Raw genomic sequence first — 21,525 nt, 5'->3', positions numbered from 1 at the left:
CACCTATAAATACAAAAAAACCTAAACTTAACACTGCGAGCGTGAACATAATTTTCATCATCTTTTTTCACCTTGCTTTTTTTAGTATTAACGACAATCTTCAAAACAATTTAGAATTGTCGTAGCACCCAAAATACCAGCAGAATTCACCACAAGCGTAACAAGCTGTTCCTGCAGTAGCTGGAACACCAGCTATACAAGCAACTCCACAAGCAGCAAATGCAAGCATACTTACACCTTTAGACGCTACACAAGAATGAGTACAATCCCATCTTTTTTCCAAATCCTACGCAGACATCATTTGATTGTCTGATTTATCTTTTCCATTGTCTTTTAAGAATTAATATGTAAATTATCTAGTTTATGGAATAAAATGTACAGGTATTTATGCTAAAAAAAGAGACTGAATCACTGATTCAGTCTCTCATACCTAACTACTCCGCCGCTCAACAAGATTAATCCCTACTCCCATCGCCACAATACCAATCAGCAGCATATACAATAACGACATTGTGACTTCCTGCAAGCCAGCACCATAAAACACCACCGACATGATTGCCTCCATCGCATGTGCATTTGGAAACAGATCAGCAATAAACAACAATACTGGATTCGTAATTGTTCCGGGCATCATATAAGCTCCGCTGACGAGTGGAATCAGAGGAATTAGAGACGGGTATATGGCGTAAAACTGTTCTGGTGTCCTGACAAAACCGGTAATCAGCATAGCTATACTAATCATGCCGAATGTAAAACACGCGCTGATCAGTATTATCAGCCATAGATTATTTCCTACATCGTAATCCATGACATACTTAAACATGATCAATACCACAACTATCTGAAGCATCGTAATCAAAAAGCTATATAACAAATAACCACTGTACATACCTGTTTTCTTCACCGGTGACAAAATCATTCGGTCCCAAATACCAGAAACCCTATCTTGGGTCACATTATTAACTTTGAATCCAATGATGAACATCGAAATCAGGAAAGTGAAGGCAAACAGCAGCTGTGTGCGAATGTTGAACTTAGGGATTTGTTCGCCGTCCACTCCTTGCGATTCCAGCTGGAATGGTGCATCAGCCAGATATTCCTCCATTTCGTCTCGAACATTTCCATCTTCTTGCGATTCCACCGCACTTATTTGCACTTCCTGCTGAAACACGCTTGCCACATGCTGTTCTACATAAGAAACACCCGGCATTCTTTTGGAGACTAGTAGCCGGTAATCATCCTCACTCAAGTTCACAGCCACATCGCTGCTTCCGTCTCTTACATCTTCACGCGCTTCCTCTGGATCCACTATCTCAAATTTGAAGGAATCATTCGTATTTAGCAATGCTCCCCATTTCTCTTCAATTTCAGAAGCATTGGCTTCCTCACTGAAAATTGCAACCGTCGTCACTGATTGGACGCCCCCACCCAAGATAAGTGTGGCGACAATACTTCCTGCAATGAATAACAGAATAAGCAAAGGATTTCGTTTATCCTTTAAAAATTGTGCCCATAATACAGATTTCATTGCGCTTTCCCCCTTTTCGGAAACAAAGCTAAACCAATGAATGTGAATAACAGGAATGTGCCGATCAAGAGTATGCTTGGCTGGACGATGAAGGAGAGATTCTCAAATTGGACCCAATCTGTCAGCATGCTTAGAAACAGACCATTCGGTGTCCATGCTCCGATTTCCTGCAGCCACCCTGGCATCATGTAGATGGGAACAAATCCTCCTCCGAGCGTACCAAGAAGCAATAAAACTAACATGAAGATTCCATTGGCTGCATCGATATTCCTCATTCGCAATAAGATTGCTGTAAAGATAGCTGCTAAACCGGACATTACCAAGGCAAGCAGCACAATCATCACCAAGATACCAACCCAAAAGGCCAAGCTTCGATCCGGAAATACACCTAAGATAAAGTGGGACACAATCAATACAAAGATGATTTGCAGGATGACAAGAATAATCGTCGACACCATCTTACCAATCAAAAACCGCATTGGATGGCTGTTCGTCAATAAAATCCGATTGAATACTTGGCTCCTGATTTCGACTCCTGTTTTCGTCGCCACTGTAGTTACTACGAATAAGGCAAATAATGCGCCCATCGAGATGGTAAAGTATTGCGTGATCGTAAAGTCGTGCTCTGTGCCTAAATCCTCAAATCCACCTTCTGGAAGCTTCACGTCTATATCTGCTCCGTCCGTTATTTCCTGGATTGCAAACTGATAATTAAGTTGATTGATAAAGCCCTGAATAAGCTGCTGTAACGCACTGCTGTCGATCGTCTCTTCTTCCATCTTATAAATTAACGAATTGGTCGGAGATTTGCCTGCGAAGCTTGCATACAAACTATCCGCGGTATATCCCTGGGGTATAATCAGCATGCCATCAAGGTCGCCTGCTTTAACTTTTTCGGCAGCTTCCTTTTCCTCCAGAGAATGAACCGTCACCCAATCTTTTAATTCGTCACTTTCCAGATAATCCGATAACAATTGAATAGGTTGTATGTCACCTGCTGTTTCCACTATTGCAGTTACTTCCTGCTCCCCTAAAGCTGCTTCATTGACCAATTTTTCGTTCAGTTGTTCCATAGCCTCTGTCTCGTCATCCTGATTCACGATTGCTAACTGCAAATCCATCGATACCTTGTCATCATCACCAAACAATCCAGCAAATGCAAAATTCAGTACCACGACTAAAATGATAGGAAGCAACAGGACAGAGAGCAGCTCTTTCCAATCCCGCCAAAAGATCAATAAGTCCTTCTTTATAAAACTCCGCATCATATCACCCCTTTAATCTCGCAGCTTTCGTCCGGTTAAATGAAGGAATACATCTTCCAAACTAGGCGATTCTGTATGGAAATTAATCAATTGGATATGATGCTGTTCGGTCAGATGAACCAGTTTGCTAATTAAGTTACTTCCTTTTGCTGCGATAATCCTCAGTTGCAATTCAGCTACTTCTATTTTGTGAACCCCTTCAAGCGTCTCTACTTGTTGGACAAAATCTTCATCTATCCTGCTTAACTCCACTTTTATCTTATCCTCCGTCGACAAGATGCTGAGCAACTCCTCTTTTGTTCCTGCCGCAATGACTTTGCCATGATCCATAATGTACAATCGATCGCAAAGCTGCTCCACTTCCTCCATATAATGACTTGTGTAAAGAATCGTCGTTCCCTCTTGCTGGTTCAGCGCACGTACAGCTTCCAAAATATGATTTCGCGATTGCGGATCGATACCGACTGTCGGTTCGTCCAAGATCAGAATCTTCGGGCGGTGCAATAATGCTGCAGCTATATTAAGCCGACGTTTCATCCCTCCAGAATAAATCTTCACTAAGTCCTTTTTGCGATCTTCCAACCCGACAAACTCCAAAGCCTGCTGAATCGCCTTTTCTAATTCGGTGCCTTTCAATTTATAAATTGATCCAAAAAACTTCAGATTTTCATAAGCAGACAGCTCCTGATACAACGCCAATTCCTGCGGCACCACACCCGAAACACTTCTGATTTCACCTGGTTTATGAACCGCGTCCACACCGTTCAGGATTATTTTTCCGCTCGTAGGCTTTATCAGAGTTGAAATCATCGAAATCGTCGTCGATTTTCCGGCACCATTTGGTCCAAGCAATCCGACAGACTCTCCATCGTTCAAATATAAATTTAAATCCTGCACGACCTTCTTACCCTTAAAGGACTTGCTTAAATTGATGGTTTCAAGCACGTTGTCTCCTCCTTTAATGTTGTTACTTGCATCATAAATAAAAAAGGCCAAAGCCACTACTGACTATGGTCATTCTGCGATTGGGCTCTTATTACTTTCGTCACTTTTTATACAAGACGATGACGTATCGCATAAATGGCTAATTGCGTCCGATCTCTTAATTCCAATTTATCTAGAACATGACTAGTCTGGTTCTTAACCGTCCCAACAGACAACCCAAGCCGTTCCGCCACTTCCTTATTATTCAGTCCCTCACCGATACACTTCAATATCGCTCTTTCTCTTGGCGTAAGTGTCGGATCAATTTGTCTCTCCTCTTGGTTTTGCAGCAGAATCGGCATCACCTTTGAAGCAACCTGATCCTCCAAAGATAAGCCGCCACTCAAAGCGCTTTTAATAGAGCGAATGAGTGACGCAGTATCTCCGTTTTTCAGCATATAGCCGCTGACTCCAAGCTTTAAAGCGTTCATAACATACTCGTTATCATCAAACGTGGTAAGCATAAGAACCTTTATTTGAGGGAAGCGAGTGCGCAAGATTTTTGCTGCCTCAATACCATCCATCACAGGCATACGAATATCCAAAATAGCCACATCGAAAAGCTGCTTCTCACATAGCTTGACCGCTTCTTTCCCATTATCTGCTTCCCCGGTCACGCTGATCTCTTCATCCGTCTCAATCATCATCTTCAAACCCTGACGAACCATCACTTGATCTTCAGCCAATAAAATTTTAATCATCAGAACCGCCCCAGTCTGCTAATCTTATCGTGCCTCTCACCAAAAACCGATGTGTCTCATAATCGATCTCAAGCGTTCCGCCCACTTTCTCTAAGCGCTCCCGCATCGCCTTCAAACCATATCCTTCTTGAAAATAACGATCATGTGTTGCAGCGTTAATCACCTCAAACCGAAAGATACTGCCGCCAGGCGATTCAAAATTCACTTGCGCCTCCCTAGTAGAACTATGCTTCATAATATTCGTCAATGCCTCCTGCACAGCACGATAAATCGCAAATGACTGCTCACCTGTCAAAGGGGCTGCAAACGCCCCATGTCTTACCGAAAAGTTGATCTTCATAAAACTTTCTATTTCTAGCTTCCGGATAAGCTGAATCACACCCTGTAATCCACCCACTTCTCTTTGCTTGAATGAACGTACAGCCTGCCTTGTTTCCTCCAAGCTCTGTTCAGCTAGTTCTTTCAGCTTCCCAACCGTTTCCTTATCCTTCTCAGCCGCTGTTAAACGAAAAGCCTCAAACTGGAACAGCAGCGCCGTCAGTTTGTGACCGACAGAATCATGAATCTCATGACCGATTAGCATGCGCTCATCTTGTCTAGCTTGCTGCTCCTCTACAAGAAGCTGCCTTTTCATTCTTCTGTATTCTTCTATTAAGGCCTCATTGCTTAAGCGCGCCTCTTTTTCTCGGTTATGTATGACTTGATGATAAAGTAATGCTGTTACTAATAAGAGATAATATAATATGAACCAAACTATTTTTGAGGCAGTGGGTGTCGATATCATTAACATCACTGCAGTGCTCGCAAATTGAACAGTGATTACTATTAAACTTTTAGTTCGAGAAAGATAAAAGACGGCTTCTGTCATTATTAATGATTGTATAAGGAATGCATAAGGAATGAATTCGTTGTTTACTGGGTAGAATATGAGGATTATCAACAATGCTTGCGCGCAGAATATTAGGGTTTGTAATAACGGTTTCTCTCTGAAGATAGGCAAAATGAATAATATAATTAAGAAGATACTTATACCTGTCACTTGTCTTGCATTTAAATCAGTGGTAACTTCCCAATAAATTATCACCCAAACAGTAAGATAGATAGTAAGCCAAATAAAATAATTATTTTTCATTTAGTCAATTTTCTCCTTGATAAAAGAAGCCCCATACTTAAAATTATGTATGGGGCTTCTTTATTTGTTTCGCAGGATACACTCGAATTTTAACTAATTGTTTGTATCAAGAGATAATCCTTATTTAAAGTATCTCCATGGATAAACAATTTAACTATCATACCGAGTAGTGGCCCTTTTATGTACTTTGTACCAATGCCTTTTAATCTGTTTACGTATCAAACTATTAGTTGGTAAGTTATTCATAAGAGCATGTGCTTTGTATGCATAAGATATAAAATTACCATAATACTTATAGTCATATCCTAAATGAGTATATAAATCATAAAGTTCTTTTCTTGGTCCTGGTCTTTTAGTTGCATAAGATATTCTTCTACTTGTCTTAGCTTTCCTGTACGCTCTTGTATAGTACTTGAACAAGCTCTTCTCTCTAATCCTCATAAATCTGCCGTCTGTTACAAACCCTAAATAATCTAAGGTCGCTGCTTCCATATTCTCGTTTAATATCGATTTGTTCTTATATAACCGCATCTCTGTTTTCTCATCTTGTATAATTAATCCATCTTCTTTATATTTCTCTACAATACCTATTATTTCTTTCTTAATTTCATGGAAACTTCCTTCTCCGTCATTAGATACCGGAATGATTAAAATTAAATCATCGCAATATCTTCGATACAACGCATTAGGATGTTTTTGTTTAGCCCACTGAGCCAACTCCCTATCAAAATCAATTAAATGAACATTAGAGCATACTGCACTCATACCGGATCCTTGCGGAATTCCATATTCATTTTTATTAATTTGAATGTGACACCTCTTAAAATCTCTAAATTCATGAGGTTCCATAATTCTTGATAAGTGTACTTTCTTTCGCTTCTTTATCCCGTACTTTTTCTTTAGAAAATCCTCAGTGGCATTTTTCTCTATATAAGTATATTTAGTTAAGTTTCTAAACACTTTGTACCAATCTTCAGGTAGAGTTTCTTGTCCCAAAACACGCTTTATATTTTGCTTTAATTTTTTGTGAGAGATCTTATCAAAAAAACTCGTAAAATCCATAGAGATAACAACCGCCTGTTCAAAATTAAACATATGATTGAATACCTCAAAAGCAAAATCAGCACTATTTTTACCTTTTTTATTATTTCTATAAGCAACCGCGATATTGTCAATTCTAGTTTTAGTTGCATATTCATTATATGCATTGTTTAAAACATCACCATAATACTTATATATATAGCTATCCTTATGTGCCGCATAAAAAATCTTTCTTACCTTCTTCTTTTTCTCTTTTTGCTTTATAATAATACCTTTTTCATTTGCCCGTTTAACTGTAACATACTTATTAAAAGTAATATCAAAATGAAGAGACGGCAAAAAAGCATATGAAGTGATCCACTGCTTGTCCTGGACCTTTGACTTCATATACTCTACATCTATCCTTCTATCAAAGTGAAGATAATTTTTAGGTTCATAACTTGCCCAATTTATTTCAGAGCTAGGAAGGTTATGTAATTCACGTGGTCCATTACTCTGTTTCATAACAGAAAACCTCCTAGCCTAAATTGGTGGGATATAATTTCATAGAGCCCGTTGACCACTCATTTACTACACAGTGATTATGTAGCAAATGTATTAGAACAATAAGGTATAATAATTACTATAAGGAGCTAATTATAACCATGATAAGTTTGACTGGAATATTTGAACAACCAATGATTGTACAATGGATAGCAGTCATATGGCAGCTTGGGAAGATTCTTCACGGGAAGAAACTTGTCAAGCTAGAAACTTATCGCCCTCGTAACTAATTTTACGAGACTAGCATTTCACTTATTCAGTGTACAAAAAATTCCAACAATAGTCAATTTACACTATAAATAATGAGTTTATTTACAAAATCATTTTTCTCTATAAATTCATATTAATCACTACTATTAGAACAAAAGACTTAATTAATTACAGCCCCCTTAAAACCTAGCTCTAATAAAAGTTCTAATTCTCCAATAACTTGTTCTATTTCACTAACATTTAGAGACTCATCGTCCATTACCTCAGCACTCGAATGATTTATTGGATTATGATTCCTTAAGTCATGTGCTTTTTCAATTAAGTCTTTAATATCTGATATTGCCGAATTAAAATTAATTCTATTAAAACTCCTTATAATTGAAGACTGTTTATAAAACATTTTATAATTAGGTTTACCTTTACCGGTTCTTTCCACTCCCTTGTAGTGCATCAAAAGCGCAGTTATTCTATCAAAATATGATTTATAATATGAAAATGCCTCCAAACTATCCCCGCTACTTCTATAATGACAATACATAAAGTATATATACCAGACTTTCAGGTCATTACCGAAGTCATAACTCCCTTCAAGGATCAAATGCAAATACCCATTGTTTTCGTCAGAAATCACAGATTTCATAAATGAATCATTACAATAATTGGTTATATATTTACATATTTCAGGTTCATACTGAGCTAGTTTTTCTAATAGAGGCTGGTGTTGGAAACTCCTCGAAATTAAATAATTGATAATCATTGTTATATCAAATGAATCCAAATTATTGTTCTCAAATATTTGTTTTAAGAAAAATTTTATTAAATCTCCATTTCGAGTATTCAACAGCATATTTATAAAATTTCTTATATCATACTTTATCAACTTGTAATCTGTTTGTATTAAAGCAAATAACTTACTTATAAGTTCCGCATCTTTAAACAAAGATCTTCTGTAATATATTAAATATCTGAATACCTCTTCAGAAGAATACTGAATTCCAGTTCTACTAAATATAGATTCTTTTATCTCCTTGTAGCGATTGTGATTATGCGCTCTCTCCTTAGCTATTACAAACAATTCATCAATAAATGTTTTAACAGTACTTTCATTAAACATACTAGATATATTTATATCAAGTTCATTTACATAGTGATCGTAAAGAGCCGCGCTTAATTCATCACTTATATTATTAGCATTTCCATAAGTACTTTTTTGTTCATTTAACTGTAAGTTTATCTCCCGATAAAAATGAATTACAGAATTCTTAATAAATGAAACAGAATCATTTAAAGATTCCTCACTAGTATCAAAGAAAATATACAAGTCATCAACATACCTTACAATCTGATATCTTTCAATATCTTCTAAATCATCCATTAAAGTCTCTAATTTTTTATCAAATAGATCCAAGTATACACAGGTTGCTAGAAAAGATAAGGAACATGAATTTTCTACAGTAGGAAACTTCCCACTTCCAATTGTTTGTAGCAATCTTTTATATATTAAGGCTGTTCTAGAATCTATGATGTTAGAAGTTCTGTTTATATTATCAAATAGAATATTGATATCCAGGTTATCGAAGAAATTATTAATATCAAATTTGTAATAATATCTATATCGTCTAGAACATTCATTAACATCAGCATAAAAATTATCATAACTTCTTTTATAGTGAAAGTCTCCTTCCTGGAAGTCACCTGCATAATAACACCTTGTCTTATTAGATTCTTTTTCATATGCTTCCCATACATGGTAACCTATACTCTCTAAATATATGTAAAGTAACGGAGAAACCAATTTTGTACTCCTAAACGAACTATTACCTTTTTGAATATAGTGTTTTGGAAAATCAAATATCAGCTTATTTTTAAAGAAGGCACCATTTAAAATAAATTTATCAAAAAAATCTTCTTTTTGAATATATACTTTCTCATCATCACTTAATAAAGAAAATGGATATAATTGAAGATACTCTTTTAAAGAATTCTCACTTTGACCAAAAATCCCTCGACAAACATTTACCCAAGTTTCATATTTCAAATTAATCACTATTCATTTCCTCCATTACATTCTCTATAAAATAAAGTAATAAATAATATAAATCACGCTAGAATACACTTGTTTTATGTAATTCTCTAATAATCCAGTTCTTTAAAACTTAAAATATTTTTTTACAATAATTGTAACATTATTATCTTAAATAAGGCGTTTTTTACATTAAAAAAATCCTTCCCGTAGTGGGAAGGATTTTCTATTGAATTATTCCACCGTTACACTCTTAGCCAAGTTACGTGGCTTATCAACATCCGCACCACGCTGAACTGCTGCATAATAAGCAAGCAATTGAAGCGGTACGACACTTGCAAGTGGTGTTAATAGCTCATGCACTGCTGGGATAACGAAGGCATCTTCGTCATGCTCTAGGCCTTTCATGCTGATGAGCAATGTGTTGGCACCGCGTGCATTTACTTCCTGTACGTTACCACGGATAGAGTGGTTCAGGGAGCTTTGTGTAGCTAGTGCGATGACAGGTGTGCCTTCTTCGATCAAGGCGATTGTGCCGTGTTTCAATTCTCCTCCAGCGAAGCCTTCAGCTTGGATGTAGGAGATTTCTTTTAGTTTTAGTGATCCTTCGACGCAAACGAAGTAATCGACACCGCGGCCGATGAAGAATGCGTTACGGGATTCACTTAGATAGCTTTGCGCTAATGTTTCGAATGTTTCTTTTTGATCTGTCAGTACTTCCATTGCGTTCGCAACAATCGCAAGCTCCTGAAGCGGGTTGAAATCAAGTGTGATTTCTTTGCCTTTTGCTGCGTCTACAGCTAGCAATAGCATAACTGCCATCTGTGCTGTATATGCTTTAGTAGAGGCAACCGCGATTTCTGGGCCAGCGTAAAGCGGCAATGTGAAGTCTGCTTCACGAGAAAGGGTGGATCCTGGCACGTTTGTGATTGTAAGTGCTGGGTGTCCGAGTTCTTTGATTTTCACCAATACGGCTCTGCTGTCAGCAGTTTCACCAGATTGGGAAATGAATATGAATAATGGCTTCTGTGATAGAAGCGGCATATTGTAGGCGAATTCACTCGCAATATGCACTTCAACCGGAATTTTAGCCAGGTTTTCGATGAATTGTTTACCGACTAGTCCTGCGTTGTAGCTTGTTCCCGCTGCTACGATGTAAATACGGTCTGCATTCATCATCGCATTACGGATAGCAGGGTCCATTTTGATTTGTTCCGCTTCATCCTGGTAGTGCTGGATGATTTTACGGATAACGAATGGTTGCTCATCAGTTTCTTTTAGCATGAAGTGATCGTATGTGCCTTTTTCTGTATCAGATGCATCGATTTCTGTTGTGAACGTATCACGTTCTACTACAGTACCGTCAAGCAGCTGAATTTCCACAGCGTCACGGCGAACGATAACGATTTCTTTGTCGCGGATTTCTTTGTACGTATCTGTTTCGCGAAGTGTTGCCATCGCGTCACTTGCTACGACGTTGAAGCCTTCACCAATACCTACAAGCAATGGGCTTTTGTTTTTTGCCACAAAGATTGTTTCTTTATCGTCTTTATCGATCATTGCAAGGGCATAAGAACCAGTAAGCAAGCTAACTGCTTTACGGAAAGCTGCTGCTGTATCCCCTGTCTCTTCATACATTTTCTCTACAAGCTGTACAACGATTTCTGTATCGGTATCACTTTTCAATGTTACGTCAGAAAGATACTCTTTACGGATGTCGACGTAGTTCTCAATTACACCGTTATGCACAATCGTAAATTTGCCAGAAGCGCTCTGGTGCGGGTGCGCGTTGTCTTCGTTCGGTGCACCGTGTGTCGCCCAGCGTGTATGACCAATTCCCATTGTGGATGAAACGTTGTGATCTACTTTTTCACGCAATGCAGCAATGCGGCCTTTTACTTTGAAAAGATTCACACCTTGCTCGTTTTCGATTGCGATACCAGCTGAGTCGTATCCGCGATACTCCAGCTTCTCTAGTCCGTTAAGCAATACTTCCTTTGTATCATTCTGTCCAATATATCCTACAATTCCACACATATCGTTGTTGTCCTCCTCAAGACTTGGAAGGGGCAAACGAACGGTCTGCGTTAAAAGCCAGGGGCGTTGTTTGCCCCTTTCTCGTTTTATCTATTTTTCACATCTTGTTTTGTCCTTATCCAAAGAGTCGCCTCTCTGCTTTCGGCTCTAAAACATGACGACTGAGATGTGTGCAATCGGGAGGCATCCGCCGAATGGTTCGATAAACCTCCACCTCGTCAACTTACCCCACCGCTCGGGATAAGTCCTGGCGCTTTTATAATGTTGTAACCTCTATCCTCACTTTCCTGCTTGAATGACTAACTCCTCCATTTTACATGAAGGAAATCCAGTTGGTCAATTCTTTCTTGCATGTAAATAAAGTATGCGCAAGGAGCATGTTCTGTTCCCTGCGCATACGTTGGTTTTATTTTGTTCCTAGTACCTGTTTGATGACAGCAACTACTTTGTCTGCATGTTTCTCACAGTCTTCCTTAGTCGGTGCTTCCACCATTACCCGTACTAGTGATTCCGTACCGGAAGGTCGTACAAGAACGCGTCCTTGATCGCCAAGCTCCTGCTCAACTTCTGCAATCGAGTCAAGGACCTGCTGGTTCACAAGTGCTTCTTGCTTATCCGTTACCGGCACATTTATTAGGATCTGCGGGAAGATTTCCACTTCACTTGCAAGCTCGGATAGCTTCTTGCCTGTTTCTTTCATAACATTGATCAGCTGAAGTGCTGCTAACATTCCATCACCAGTTGTCATGTAATCCAAAAAGATGATGTGACCAGATTGCTCTCCACCAAGATTAAAGTCACCTCGGCGCATTTCTTCCATCACGTATCTGTCACCAACAGCTGTCTTGTTGCTCTTGATAGCATGCTTATCCAATGCACGGTAGAAGCCGATATTGCTCATTACTGTGGATACAACCGTGTTATGACGCAAGCGACCATGATCATTCAGGAATTTAGCACAAATGTACATGATCTTGTCACCATCAACAATTTGTCCTTTTTCATCGATAGCGATTAATCTGTCGCCATCACCATCGAAGGCAAGTCCGATATCTGCTTCTTTTTCCAGAAGGAAATCACGCAATGTTTCTGGATGCGTAGAGCCGACGTTTTTATTGATGTTCAAACCATCAGGCGATGTACCGATTGAGGAGATATCCGCTTCCAGATCCGCAAACAAGTGTGTTGCAATGGAAGAAGTCGCTCCATGGGCACAGTCGATCGCAATGTGAAGTCCTTCGAAATCATTGTCGATTGTCTGCTTCAAATATTGAATATATTTCTGACCGCCTTCAAAATAGTCATTGATTTGACCTAGATCAGCTCCGGATGGTCGAGGCAGTTCGTCTGTCTCTGCATCAATCAGCTGCTCAATTTCGTTCTCCTGCTCATCAGAAAGTTTGAAACCATCTGGACCGAAGAACTTGATTCCGTTATCCTGCACAGGGTTATGAGACGCAGAGATCATAATACCTGCAGCTGCTCCCATATTCTTTGTAAGATAAGCAACACCTGGTGTACTAACGACACCAACACGCATTACCTCAGCTCCAATGGACAGAAGTCCTGCAACAAGTGCTCCTTCAAGCATTTCACCGGAAATACGTGTATCTCTGCCGATCATCACTTTCGGTCTATCTTCACTTGTCTTTGTCAGCACATAGCCGCCATATCTGCCTAGCTTGAAGGCAAGCTCCGGGGTGAGCTCCTCATTCGCAATCCCCCTGACGCCGTCCGTTCCAAAATATTTTCCCATTGTTACCTCTCCTTCACATGGCTCACAGTCACTGTGTCTGTGTATCTGTATTCGTATCTTCCTCTTCTTCACTCGTTGCATTATCTGCGGATTGAACAGTTATTGTGGCTTCCTCTTGGCTCGGGGTAAGCTCGATATTTTGAGGTCCTGATACGTCGATCTGAACCGTCTGCTCCCCTTCTTCCAAGCTGCTTCCATCAATCGTTGCCGTAATATCGTCTGCCGATAGGCCTTCGATTTCACTCTGCGCTCCACTTACTGTTACATCGATCTGCTCATTCTGAGGATCTGAAATGGTCGCTTCCTGATCATCAGGAAGATCTTCGATTGTAACTGGAACGTTTTCGATTGTCGTCTCGCTCGTTTCATCCAGCTCAATATCGACTGATATCTGCTCATCACTTGCTGAGCGTACATTATCCGGCAGCTGCAAGTCCGCGTCTATCGTCTGGTTCTCTGTCACCTTGGACAAATCAATTTCTTCAGTACTGACCGAATTGATACCATCCAATGTATCCTGCGGTGCATAGATAGTCACTTCTTGAATATCTGGTGTAAGCGAAGCAACCGACACATCATCAGGCGCTTGCCCCTTTGTCTTCACTTCTACTGGGACTGTCTTGCTCGGATTGCTCACCTGCACCGAAACCTCGACTGTCTCCGGCTGTACATTCACACTCAGTTCATTCCCCTGAGCATCATATACTTTCACCGGTGCTTCTCTGCTATTAATATCTGCATCGATGTCTGTTAGATCCACATAAGCACGTACACTGGCAATTTGGTCAATGACCTCCTGTGTACTTACGATTGAAACCGTCTGAGGTTCCACAGTGGAGCTATCAACTTGGAATCCTGCTGCCATTTGATCTTCGTTGGTATAGCCTACGTTTACGTTAAATTGCTGTGAAGCTTTTTCTTGAATTGTCACCTCAATAGAGGCTGGCTGCATATATACTTGCAGGTTGTCCGAGACGTTTTCGTAATGCAGCTTCACTGTATGCGTTCCGGTATCAAGATCTGTCAAATCCACATAAGCTTCGTAGTTCTTTTGCTGTATTGCAGCCGTTACATCACTTGCCGGTCCGACAAGCTGCATGGATACATACTCCGGCACACCACTGACGACATATTTGGAGTCATCGATCCGGATGCCCACAGGTGCATCGACTGTATTTGTTTCGTCCGAGCTGGTGATTGGAACCTCACCCGCACGGTTATCTACGTCCGATTCCGCACTCACATAGGCATAGAGAAGGACAGCAAACACAAGCGATACAACACGCAATGTCCATGGACTCTTCAGCCATTTATCCATTCTTACCCCTCCATCTTCTCGCCTTGGAACCGGAAGCTGGTACGCCTACTTCTCTATCTAGGATCTCTTTCAAGGCGTCAGGTGTGATGTCACGGAACAATTCTCCGTTCTTCGTACAGGAAATCGATCCTGTCTCCTCCGAAACGATGATTGTCAATGCATCCGTTACCTCACTGATTCCCATAGCTGCCCGGTGACGCGTCCCAAGTTCCTTGGAAATAAACGGACTCTCAGATAGCGGCAAGTAGCAGGCAGCTGCTGCAATCTGGTTTTCTTTCAGAATGACGGCTCCGTCATGCAATGGTGTATTAGGTACAAAGATATTTGTGAGCAATTCGAATGTCAGATGACCATTCACCGGAATTCCTGTCTCAATATAATCTCCCATACCTGTTTCGCGCTCGATTGTGATCAGCGCACCAATCCGCCGCTTCGCCATGTAATTACAGGACTTCACAATCGCTTCTATGTTTTTATTCGTCTGTTCTTCCTCCGATCGCACGTTTCGGGAGAAGAAGCTGCCTCGTCCGAGCTGCTCCAATGCACGCCTGATCTCCGGCTGGAACAAAACGACGATGGCTACGAATCCCCATGTAATCGCCTGCGAGCTCAGGAAGGCGAGCATCGGGAAGTCGAGTATCTGCTCACTGCTCAAGAAAGCGATAATAACAACGATGAAGATCCCCTTCAACAGTTGAATCGCTTTCGTTCCCCTTATGAGCATTAAGACTTTGTAGAAAATGAACCATACTGCCGCAATGTCCACGATAATCCGCAGTATGGATAATATAGAAAGTTCACTTAATCCCCCAAACATGGATACACGTCCTTTTATATGAATAGCTCGAATTTCTTCGTACATTATAGCACAGTTCCCCTATAGCAGTCGCTTACTAACAAGGAGAGTGATTTAACCTTACTGTCCCCTGTTATCTTAACGCAATACAAGCTTGTACCGCCAATGATTTAAGGGTAAAAAAAAGAGCCCTTTTACAAGCAGCTCAACTTACTCTAACACTAGAATGTAACCAATTCTTTTAGATGGTACCAAGCCCATCCGAAAATACGGTCAATTTCCTGATATTCACCTGATATATTATCAACAGAAGCCATATTCACTTTAGCTCCAGGATCCTCGACAAGGTCGCCATTGATGATGGTGACATCACCATCCACTTGACCTCTGATATCCAAATCGCCATTTTCAACGACCAGGTCCCCTTTGACTGTGACGCCTTCCGGTACAATTACAAGATCATTCTCTACTATCAAACCCTCTTGCTTCGATACACTTACACTGCTATCACTATTCCAAGCAGATAATACGCTTGTGAACATGAATAGGAAGAATACCGCAGCAGCCGTAATGATAGGGTGCGCGCGGAACCATCTCATATACCCGACACGCTTCTTTTCTTTTGGCAAGTTTGCCATGACACTGGCGGTGAAGCCGGCCGGTGCACTCAACTCATAGGCAGCGCCGCTAAGCAGGCTTTCTGTCTGTTTGAGCTCTCGATAATGCTGGTTACAATCTGGGCAGGTTTTCAGGTGCTCTCGAAGCTGCTGTGCTTCTTCCTCTGAAGCATCTCCATCCAGATACAGATGCATAAGCGCGAGGCTTTCTTCGCAATTCATGTATTACCCCCCTTTATACGTGGCGCAGTTTTTTCCGTAGTAGTTCTCTGCCACGGTGGATACGCGTCTTCACTGTCCCGAGCGGCAGGTCCAGGATTTCGCCGATCTCCGCTAATGATAAATCATCCAGGAATCGCAGTACGATAACGCCGCGATACTTTGGCGGAAGGGACAATATTTCCTTATGGATATAACTCTGCAGCTCCATGCTTTCGACTTCTTCCTCAGGCAGTGCCTGGTCAGCCGCCAACTGAGAATACATATCCAATCCTTCTGTTCCCTTCACCTCAGCATCCAGATGAAAATCAGGCTTCTTCTTCCGCAGACGGTCGATGCTTAAGTTCGTTGCGATCCGGTAAAGCCATGTGGAGAATTTCCGGTTTTCGTCAAAAGAATGGATGTTGGTGTAAGCACGGATAAATGCCTCTTGGGCGATATCCTGCGCTTCGTGGCTGTCTCCGACCATTCGGTATACGATATGGTACACCTTGTTCTGATAAAAGGAAACGATTTCCTCGAAGGCCGCGTGATCACCCTTCTTGACGTTTTTTATATGATATTTTATGATGTTCTCCATGAAAATCCTCCCGCCTAACTGCGGCTTCTTGATAACGAATGACGTTCCGAAAAGGTTTCACTTTCACAAAAAAATATCTTTTTCTCAAACCTTATAGTGTGCCAGCAACAGTTTTTTTCTTATTTTTTATATTTTTTTAAAAAATGATGTTTTAAATAAAAAAAGAAAGGGTACTCTTAACGACAAATAGTATATCAGATTCTGGAGGTTAAAATGGTTACTTTAGACAATCTTTTGGAAAAAATTGAACAGACGCGCAACCACATGCTAAACCTGTCCCGTCGCATGCCGCTTACATCCGAACCAGTTGTCACTGCCAGCGTACAGCTTGATGACTTATTAAACGAATACGAAAAACAAAGAAAGAATGTATAGAGCAATTAACAGCCCGCAAGGAAAGCTGTTAATTTTTTTTTGCATAAAAAAAAGCACGTACACGAAGTACGTACTTTCAATTAATGGCGATCTTCCGTCCAAGCACCTTGTTTAAGGAAATAAGCTTTCACGTCGCTATGAAAACCGACACTCGCCTCCAGCGGGAAAGCATCTCCGCCAGCTCGCTTGTAGCAGTCAGCAAACCAGGCAACCATCACCTGTTCATCCGCTTTTTCTACAGCATCCTCTTGCAGTTCACGGAAAGCTTCGAATGCATCGGTAGCCGTATCAGGCAGCTGGAAATATGGGATCTCCTCTGCCACTTCTTCACTTCCACCAGCATATTTATCGCCCATTTCATCATAATAACGTTCATTGCCGTCTGCATCGAGCGCATAATACATGATTGTCAGTTCAAAAGCCATTGGCTCCTTGAACAAACGAAAAGCAATTTTCTCCACTTCCGGAAGGAACGGCAGCTGGAAAATCTGCTTCAATTCACTTATTACATCCTCCGAATGCTTTTGTAACGAGACACTAACTGCCTCAGTATAATCTTGTATGGAAAACAAAGCGCTAACCTCCTTCTTACTCTCGCTCTACTTTACCACACAGGACCGAAATAACGCATCAAGCAAGCGTTTTACCTTTCGTTTCTTCTCCAAGAAGCCACACCGCCACTGCAGCAATTAGAACTGTCACACAAAATAAAAGGAACACAGTACTGACTGATATCCCTAATGAACCGCGATAACCGATCAGTAATGGTCCAAGGATACCTCCGATCCTTCCTGCGGTTGCTGCAATTCCAGAGCCGGTAGCACGTATAGCAGTAGGATATTGTTCCGGAGTATAAGCATACAAAATACCATAAGCACCCAAATTGAAAAATGATAGCAACATTCCGGCCATAAGCAGCATACCCGCTGACTCTGCATTACCGAAAAGAACAGCACTAATGGCTGTACCGATAAGATAAATGATGAGAATCGGCTTTCTGCCCACCTTTTCGATCAGCCAAGCAGCAGAGAAATAACCTGGCAGCTGCGCGAGTGTCATGATCAATACATACTCGAAACTTCGGACCATATCGAATCCTTTCTCAACCATTACACTTGGAAGCCATAAAAACATGCCATAATAGCTGAGCATAATACAAAACCATACAATCCAAAGCATCATGCTGCGCTTAGCAAATCCTTTAGCCAGCAACTGACGAATACCAGCCATGACAGAAGTTTTTTGCTTCAGCTTTGTATAAGACGGCGAGTCCGGCAGATTTTTACGAAGAAAGACTGCGAACAATGCAGGTATCGCTGTCAGTAAGAGAGCTACCCGCCAGCCGTAATCCGGAATGACAAAATAAGAAATAATCGCTGCTAGCAGCCAGCCTACTGCCCAGAAACTTTCCAGCAGTACGACCATGCGCCCCCGTCTTTCTGGCGCGACAGACTCCGATACTAATGTTGACGCAACTGGCAGCTCACCGCCGAGCCCTGCACCAATAAAGAAGCGCAGCACAACGAAAATTAAGTAAGATGCTGCTAAAGCCGACAATCCGCTTGCAATAGAGAAAATCAAAATCGTGATCATAAAAACTGTTCGACGGCCTACTCGATCCGCCATAATTCCGAACACAAATGCCCCCACAGCCATCCCAATGCTATTGACACTGCCTATCCAGCCTGCCTGCTGTGATGATAACCCCCAGTCCAATGTCAAAGCGGTAATAATAAAAGATAAAATACCAACATCCATGGCATCAAACAACCAGCCTGTTCCGACAATACCGAGCAGTTTTCGCTCAGAAATCGGTTTGCCTGTTTTTTGATTTGCTACTGCTCTCTCCATTCCAGCACCTCTGCGAAAATGTATTATTTGACACATTAAGTTTACAGGTGTCTTGACACTTTGTAAATCTGTTATAGCGTTATTTTTACCAAAATATCAGCAACCATGAAAAAAGCTGCCTTATTCGGCAGCTTTTGCAGCAGATAATGAAGTTTTAGGAGCAGCAGCTTGGTACCATTGCCAGCACAATATAACGATTATAGTAAGATCAATTAGATCCCCGCCGTAGTACATTAACATTGCCCCCTGCTGTGCATCTGCAGCAGCTATGCCCATAGGCGGGTTTGCGTATAAATACTTCGACAGTATGCCGTGTCCTGCAAGCGCAAATACAAAAACAATTACCCGGTAAAGATAACTTTTCCGGTACGAAACCGGATCTGTATATAGCATAGCCAGCGTGAACAAATAACCTGCTGCAAATATATGCAAATGAACGAGCATCGAAACCAAGGATGATTGATGCATGTAATGAAATAGATGCGTTGTATAAAGAAGCCATAACCCTCCGATATTTAATACAGCTGCAGTGATCGGATGAATTAGGAAACGCGCATATCTGCTTCGAAAAATACGAGAGACAGCTCTCCCTCCTGATTGCGGAAGCGCACGCAAAAGCAAGGTGACAGGCTGTGATAAAACGAGCAACAACGGAGCGAGCATCCCGAGCAGCAGATGCCCGATCATATGATATACAAAGCTATGATGCGCATGCATAGCAATCGGCCCCGCCACAGCTTGAAGACCAATGACAATTCCACTTACAAATAACAGCAGCTTACGCAGCGGCCAGGCTTTGAAACTCTTGGCAGAATACTTCATTGCCAGCAGATAAGATAGTATACAGAAGAAGGCGATACATAGAGCAAATTTATCAACGTACATGCTCTTTCCTCCTTGAAAGATGGATACACCAGATGCCTGCTGCAATTAACAGGACAGCGATACCATTCCATATCAGGTCATAATAGAAGATATCCACTCCATATCGAATCTGGTGAATGCGGAATAATTTATGCTGTATTAGGCCATCGTACAGCTGGAAAACACCGCTTCCGAGCATAACAGCACCGACCCATCTAAGCGGAATCAAACTTCTGCGTCTGCGAAGATCCGCAAAAAGGAACAAACCTCCAACTGTTGCAAACCAGCTCAGCGCGTGGAAGAAGCCATCCGATACAAGCCCCCATGTCGTAGAAGATAAATCGTAGAAATGATGCCAATGCAAAAGCTGATGAAAAACTGCTTCATCAATAAAAGCAACCAAACCGACACCGAACAAAAAACCAGACAGCACATTCCTGCGCCTATATGTATGACTATCCTCCATTCGTATCCTCCTATCAAAAGACTTTTATCTAAACTGTTTCCCGATAGGCTTAAGAATAAACAAAAAAGGCATAGAAGATTTTCTCCCTATGCCTAAGAAATTAAAAAAAGCCGCCCAGATGGACGACTTTCATATGAGTGGAGCCTAGCGGGATCGAACCGCTGACCTCCTGCGTGCAAGGCAGGCGCTCTCCCAGCTGAGCTAAGGCCCCATATGGAGCGGAAGACGAGATTTGAACTCGCGACCCCCACCTTGGCAAGGTGGTGTTCTACCACTGAACTACTTCCGCTCAGCAGTAAAGTAATGATGATGCGGGTGGAGGGACTTGAACCCCCACGCCGAAGCACTAGATCCTAAGTCTAGCGTGTCTGCCAATTCCACCACACCCGCGTAATAGAAACAGTTACTGGAACTGATCTATAAAGTGAGCCATGAAGGACTCGAACCTTCGACCCTCTGATTAAAAGTCAGATGCTCTACCAACTGAGCTAATGGCTCAAAAACATTCTATTGAAAAGAAGTAAATGGCTGGGCTAGCTGGATTCGAACCAACGATCACGGGACCAAAACCCGTTGCCTTACCGCTTGGCTATAGCCCAATAAATGGTGGAGGGAGTAGGACTCGAACCTACGAACCCGATGGGAGCGGATTTACAGTCCGCCGCGTTTGGCCAACTTCGCTATCCCTCCAACATAAGTGGTGCCGGCCAGAGGACTTGAACCCCCAACCTACTGATTACAAGTCAGTTGCTCTACCAATTGAGCTAGACCGGCAAACTATTTAATTGATTGACTCGAACGTCACGAATGATATCATATCATCATCCAAATAACTTGTCAACACTTTTTATTAACTTCTTTTAAAAACAAGTGGTGGAGGATGACGGGCTCGAACCGCCGACCCTCTGCTTGTAAGGCAGATGCTCTCCCAGCTGAGCTAATCCTCCAGCTTGATGACCCGTACGGGATTCGAACCCGTGATACCGCCGTGAAAGGGCGGTGTCTTAACCGCTTGACCAACGGGCCAGGATGTCTGTTTTTCATCGTTGCGTTTTTCGTAACTCGAAACTGACAAGAGTTATTATATACAGGAATGCAAGGGTTTGTAAACCCACTTTCATAATTTCTTTTAATTCAGATAATTAATCTGCAGACAACCCCCTCTTCTACTTGGTGAAACCCCTGTTATATCAACGTTTTCAGCTATTTTAATAACATC

The 21,525-nt window shown here is 41.5% G+C and carries 18 protein-coding genes and 9 tRNA genes; 1 reads left to right on the top strand and 26 read right to left on the bottom strand.

Translation table 11 applies throughout. The features are described 5' to 3' along the window. Positions 1 to 430: 430 nt before the first annotated feature. From GZ22_RS00220 to sigW, 13 genes are all read right to left on the bottom strand, one after another. Positions 431 to 1,528: an ABC transporter permease gene (locus GZ22_RS00220; RefSeq protein ID WP_038557583.1), complete on the bottom strand. Its 1,098-nt coding sequence runs from the start codon at positions 1,526 to 1,528 to the stop codon at positions 431 to 433. Continuing rightward, complete coding sequence (locus GZ22_RS00215; protein ID WP_245609692.1) at positions 1,525 to 2,766, bottom strand: ABC transporter permease; 1,242 nt, start codon at positions 2,764 to 2,766, stop codon at positions 1,525 to 1,527. The genes GZ22_RS00220 and GZ22_RS00215 overlap by 4 nt, the downstream gene beginning before the upstream one ends. Positions 2,767 to 2,805: 39 nt before the next feature. Further along, on the bottom strand, positions 2,806 to 3,738 hold the full coding sequence (locus tag GZ22_RS00210) for an ABC transporter ATP-binding protein (protein WP_038557580.1): 933 nt from the start codon (positions 3,736 to 3,738) through the stop codon (positions 2,806 to 2,808). A 107-nt stretch (positions 3,739 to 3,845) separates the two neighbouring features. Next, positions 3,846 to 4,478, bottom strand: coding sequence for a response regulator (locus GZ22_RS00205; protein ID WP_038557578.1), 633 nt, complete (start codon positions 4,476 to 4,478; stop codon positions 3,846 to 3,848). Further along, positions 4,471 to 5,112 (bottom strand): sensor histidine kinase, encoded by a 642-nt coding sequence (locus tag GZ22_RS18785; protein WP_245609691.1) that lies wholly within the window; start codon positions 5,110 to 5,112, stop codon positions 4,471 to 4,473. Before GZ22_RS18785 ends, GZ22_RS00205 begins: the two co-directional genes overlap by 8 nt. Before the next feature lie 648 nt (positions 5,113 to 5,760). Beyond that, on the bottom strand, positions 5,761 to 7,155 hold the full coding sequence (locus GZ22_RS00195; protein ID WP_051747890.1) for a reverse transcriptase domain-containing protein: 1,395 nt from the start codon (positions 7,153 to 7,155) through the stop codon (positions 5,761 to 5,763). A gap of 409 nt (positions 7,156 to 7,564) precedes the next feature. Continuing rightward, complete coding sequence (locus GZ22_RS00190) at positions 7,565 to 9,451, bottom strand: AbiA family abortive infection protein (protein ID WP_038557574.1); 1,887 nt, start codon at positions 9,449 to 9,451, stop codon at positions 7,565 to 7,567. Positions 9,452 to 9,661: 210 nt separating this feature from the next. Beyond that, positions 9,662 to 11,464: a glutamine--fructose-6-phosphate transaminase (isomerizing) gene (gene glmS / locus GZ22_RS00185; protein WP_038557573.1), complete on the bottom strand. Its 1,803-nt coding sequence runs from the start codon at positions 11,462 to 11,464 to the stop codon at positions 9,662 to 9,664. A gap of 406 nt (positions 11,465 to 11,870) precedes the next feature. Beyond that, complete coding sequence (gene glmM / locus GZ22_RS00180; protein WP_038557571.1) at positions 11,871 to 13,220, bottom strand: phosphoglucosamine mutase; 1,350 nt, start codon at positions 13,218 to 13,220, stop codon at positions 11,871 to 11,873. Between the two features lie 28 nt (positions 13,221 to 13,248). Further along, positions 13,249 to 14,538, bottom strand: a complete 1,290-nt coding sequence (locus GZ22_RS00175; RefSeq protein WP_051747889.1) for a CdaR family protein — start codon at positions 14,536 to 14,538, stop codon at positions 13,249 to 13,251. Continuing rightward, a complete protein-coding gene (gene cdaA, locus GZ22_RS00170) occupies positions 14,531 to 15,355 on the bottom strand; it encodes a diadenylate cyclase CdaA (RefSeq protein WP_038565321.1) in 825 nt (274 codons plus the stop codon). The genes GZ22_RS00175 and cdaA overlap by 8 nt, the downstream gene beginning before the upstream one ends. A gap of 200 nt (positions 15,356 to 15,555) precedes the next feature. After that, positions 15,556 to 16,173, bottom strand: coding sequence for a zf-HC2 domain-containing protein (locus GZ22_RS00165; protein WP_038557570.1), 618 nt, complete (start codon positions 16,171 to 16,173; stop codon positions 15,556 to 15,558). Positions 16,174 to 16,186: 13 nt separating this feature from the next. After that, positions 16,187 to 16,750 carry an RNA polymerase sigma factor SigW gene (gene sigW, locus GZ22_RS00160; RefSeq protein ID WP_038557568.1) on the bottom strand — a complete coding sequence of 188 codons (564 nt, stop codon included), beginning with the start codon at positions 16,748 to 16,750 and terminating at the stop codon, positions 16,187 to 16,189. Positions 16,751 to 16,963: 213 nt separating this feature from the next. Here sigW and GZ22_RS18125 point away from each other — a divergent pair, with 213 nt between their 5' ends. Then, positions 16,964 to 17,125 carry an aspartyl-phosphate phosphatase Spo0E family protein gene (locus tag GZ22_RS18125; RefSeq protein WP_084160581.1) on the top strand — a complete coding sequence of 54 codons (162 nt, stop codon included), beginning with the start codon at positions 16,964 to 16,966 and terminating at the stop codon, positions 17,123 to 17,125. An 80-nt stretch (positions 17,126 to 17,205) separates the two neighbouring features. On the opposite strand, the gene GZ22_RS00155 is transcribed toward GZ22_RS18125, so the two are convergent. From GZ22_RS00155 to GZ22_RS00095, 13 genes are all read right to left on the bottom strand, one after another. Beyond that, positions 17,206 to 17,697: a hypothetical protein gene (locus GZ22_RS00155; RefSeq protein WP_038557567.1), complete on the bottom strand. Its 492-nt coding sequence runs from the start codon at positions 17,695 to 17,697 to the stop codon at positions 17,206 to 17,208. A 58-nt stretch (positions 17,698 to 17,755) separates the two neighbouring features. Next, positions 17,756 to 18,976 (bottom strand): MFS transporter, encoded by a 1,221-nt coding sequence (locus GZ22_RS00150; protein ID WP_038557565.1) that lies wholly within the window; start codon positions 18,974 to 18,976, stop codon positions 17,756 to 17,758. A gap of 120 nt (positions 18,977 to 19,096) precedes the next feature. Next, positions 19,097 to 19,861 (bottom strand): cytochrome c oxidase assembly protein, encoded by a 765-nt coding sequence (locus tag GZ22_RS00145; protein WP_038557564.1) that lies wholly within the window; start codon positions 19,859 to 19,861, stop codon positions 19,097 to 19,099. Beyond that, on the bottom strand, positions 19,851 to 20,306 hold the full coding sequence (locus GZ22_RS00140; protein WP_038557563.1) for a DUF2243 domain-containing protein: 456 nt from the start codon (positions 20,304 to 20,306) through the stop codon (positions 19,851 to 19,853). Before GZ22_RS00140 ends, GZ22_RS00145 begins: the two co-directional genes overlap by 11 nt. Before the next feature lie 138 nt (positions 20,307 to 20,444). After that, a tRNA-Ala gene (locus GZ22_RS00135) sits at positions 20,445 to 20,517 on the bottom strand. A gap of 3 nt (positions 20,518 to 20,520) precedes the next feature. After that, positions 20,521 to 20,595: transfer RNA gene (locus tag GZ22_RS00130), tRNA-Gly, on the bottom strand. 21 nt (positions 20,596 to 20,616) lie between these two features. Continuing rightward, positions 20,617 to 20,696: transfer RNA gene (locus tag GZ22_RS00125), tRNA-Leu, on the bottom strand. 35 nt (positions 20,697 to 20,731) lie between these two features. After that, positions 20,732 to 20,804, bottom strand: a tRNA-Lys gene (locus GZ22_RS00120). A gap of 27 nt (positions 20,805 to 20,831) precedes the next feature. Continuing rightward, positions 20,832 to 20,905: transfer RNA gene (locus tag GZ22_RS00115), tRNA-Gln, on the bottom strand. A gap of 5 nt (positions 20,906 to 20,910) precedes the next feature. Continuing rightward, positions 20,911 to 20,996: transfer RNA gene (locus tag GZ22_RS00110), tRNA-Tyr, on the bottom strand. Between the two features lie 8 nt (positions 20,997 to 21,004). After that, positions 21,005 to 21,080 (bottom strand) — tRNA-Thr (locus tag GZ22_RS00105). Positions 21,081 to 21,177: 97 nt separating this feature from the next. Then, positions 21,178 to 21,253 (bottom strand) — tRNA-Val (locus tag GZ22_RS00100). A gap of 7 nt (positions 21,254 to 21,260) precedes the next feature. Then, a tRNA-Glu gene (locus GZ22_RS00095) sits at positions 21,261 to 21,332 on the bottom strand. Between the last annotated feature and the right edge of the window lie 193 nt (positions 21,333 to 21,525).

It is taken from the genome of Terribacillus saccharophilus (assembly GCF_000725365.1).
Taxonomy (GTDB): Bacteria; Bacillota; Bacilli; order Bacillales; family Amphibacillaceae; genus Terribacillus; species Terribacillus saccharophilus.
Note: the sequence above shows the minus strand (reverse complement) of the source record. Positions and strands in the feature narration are given on the sequence as shown.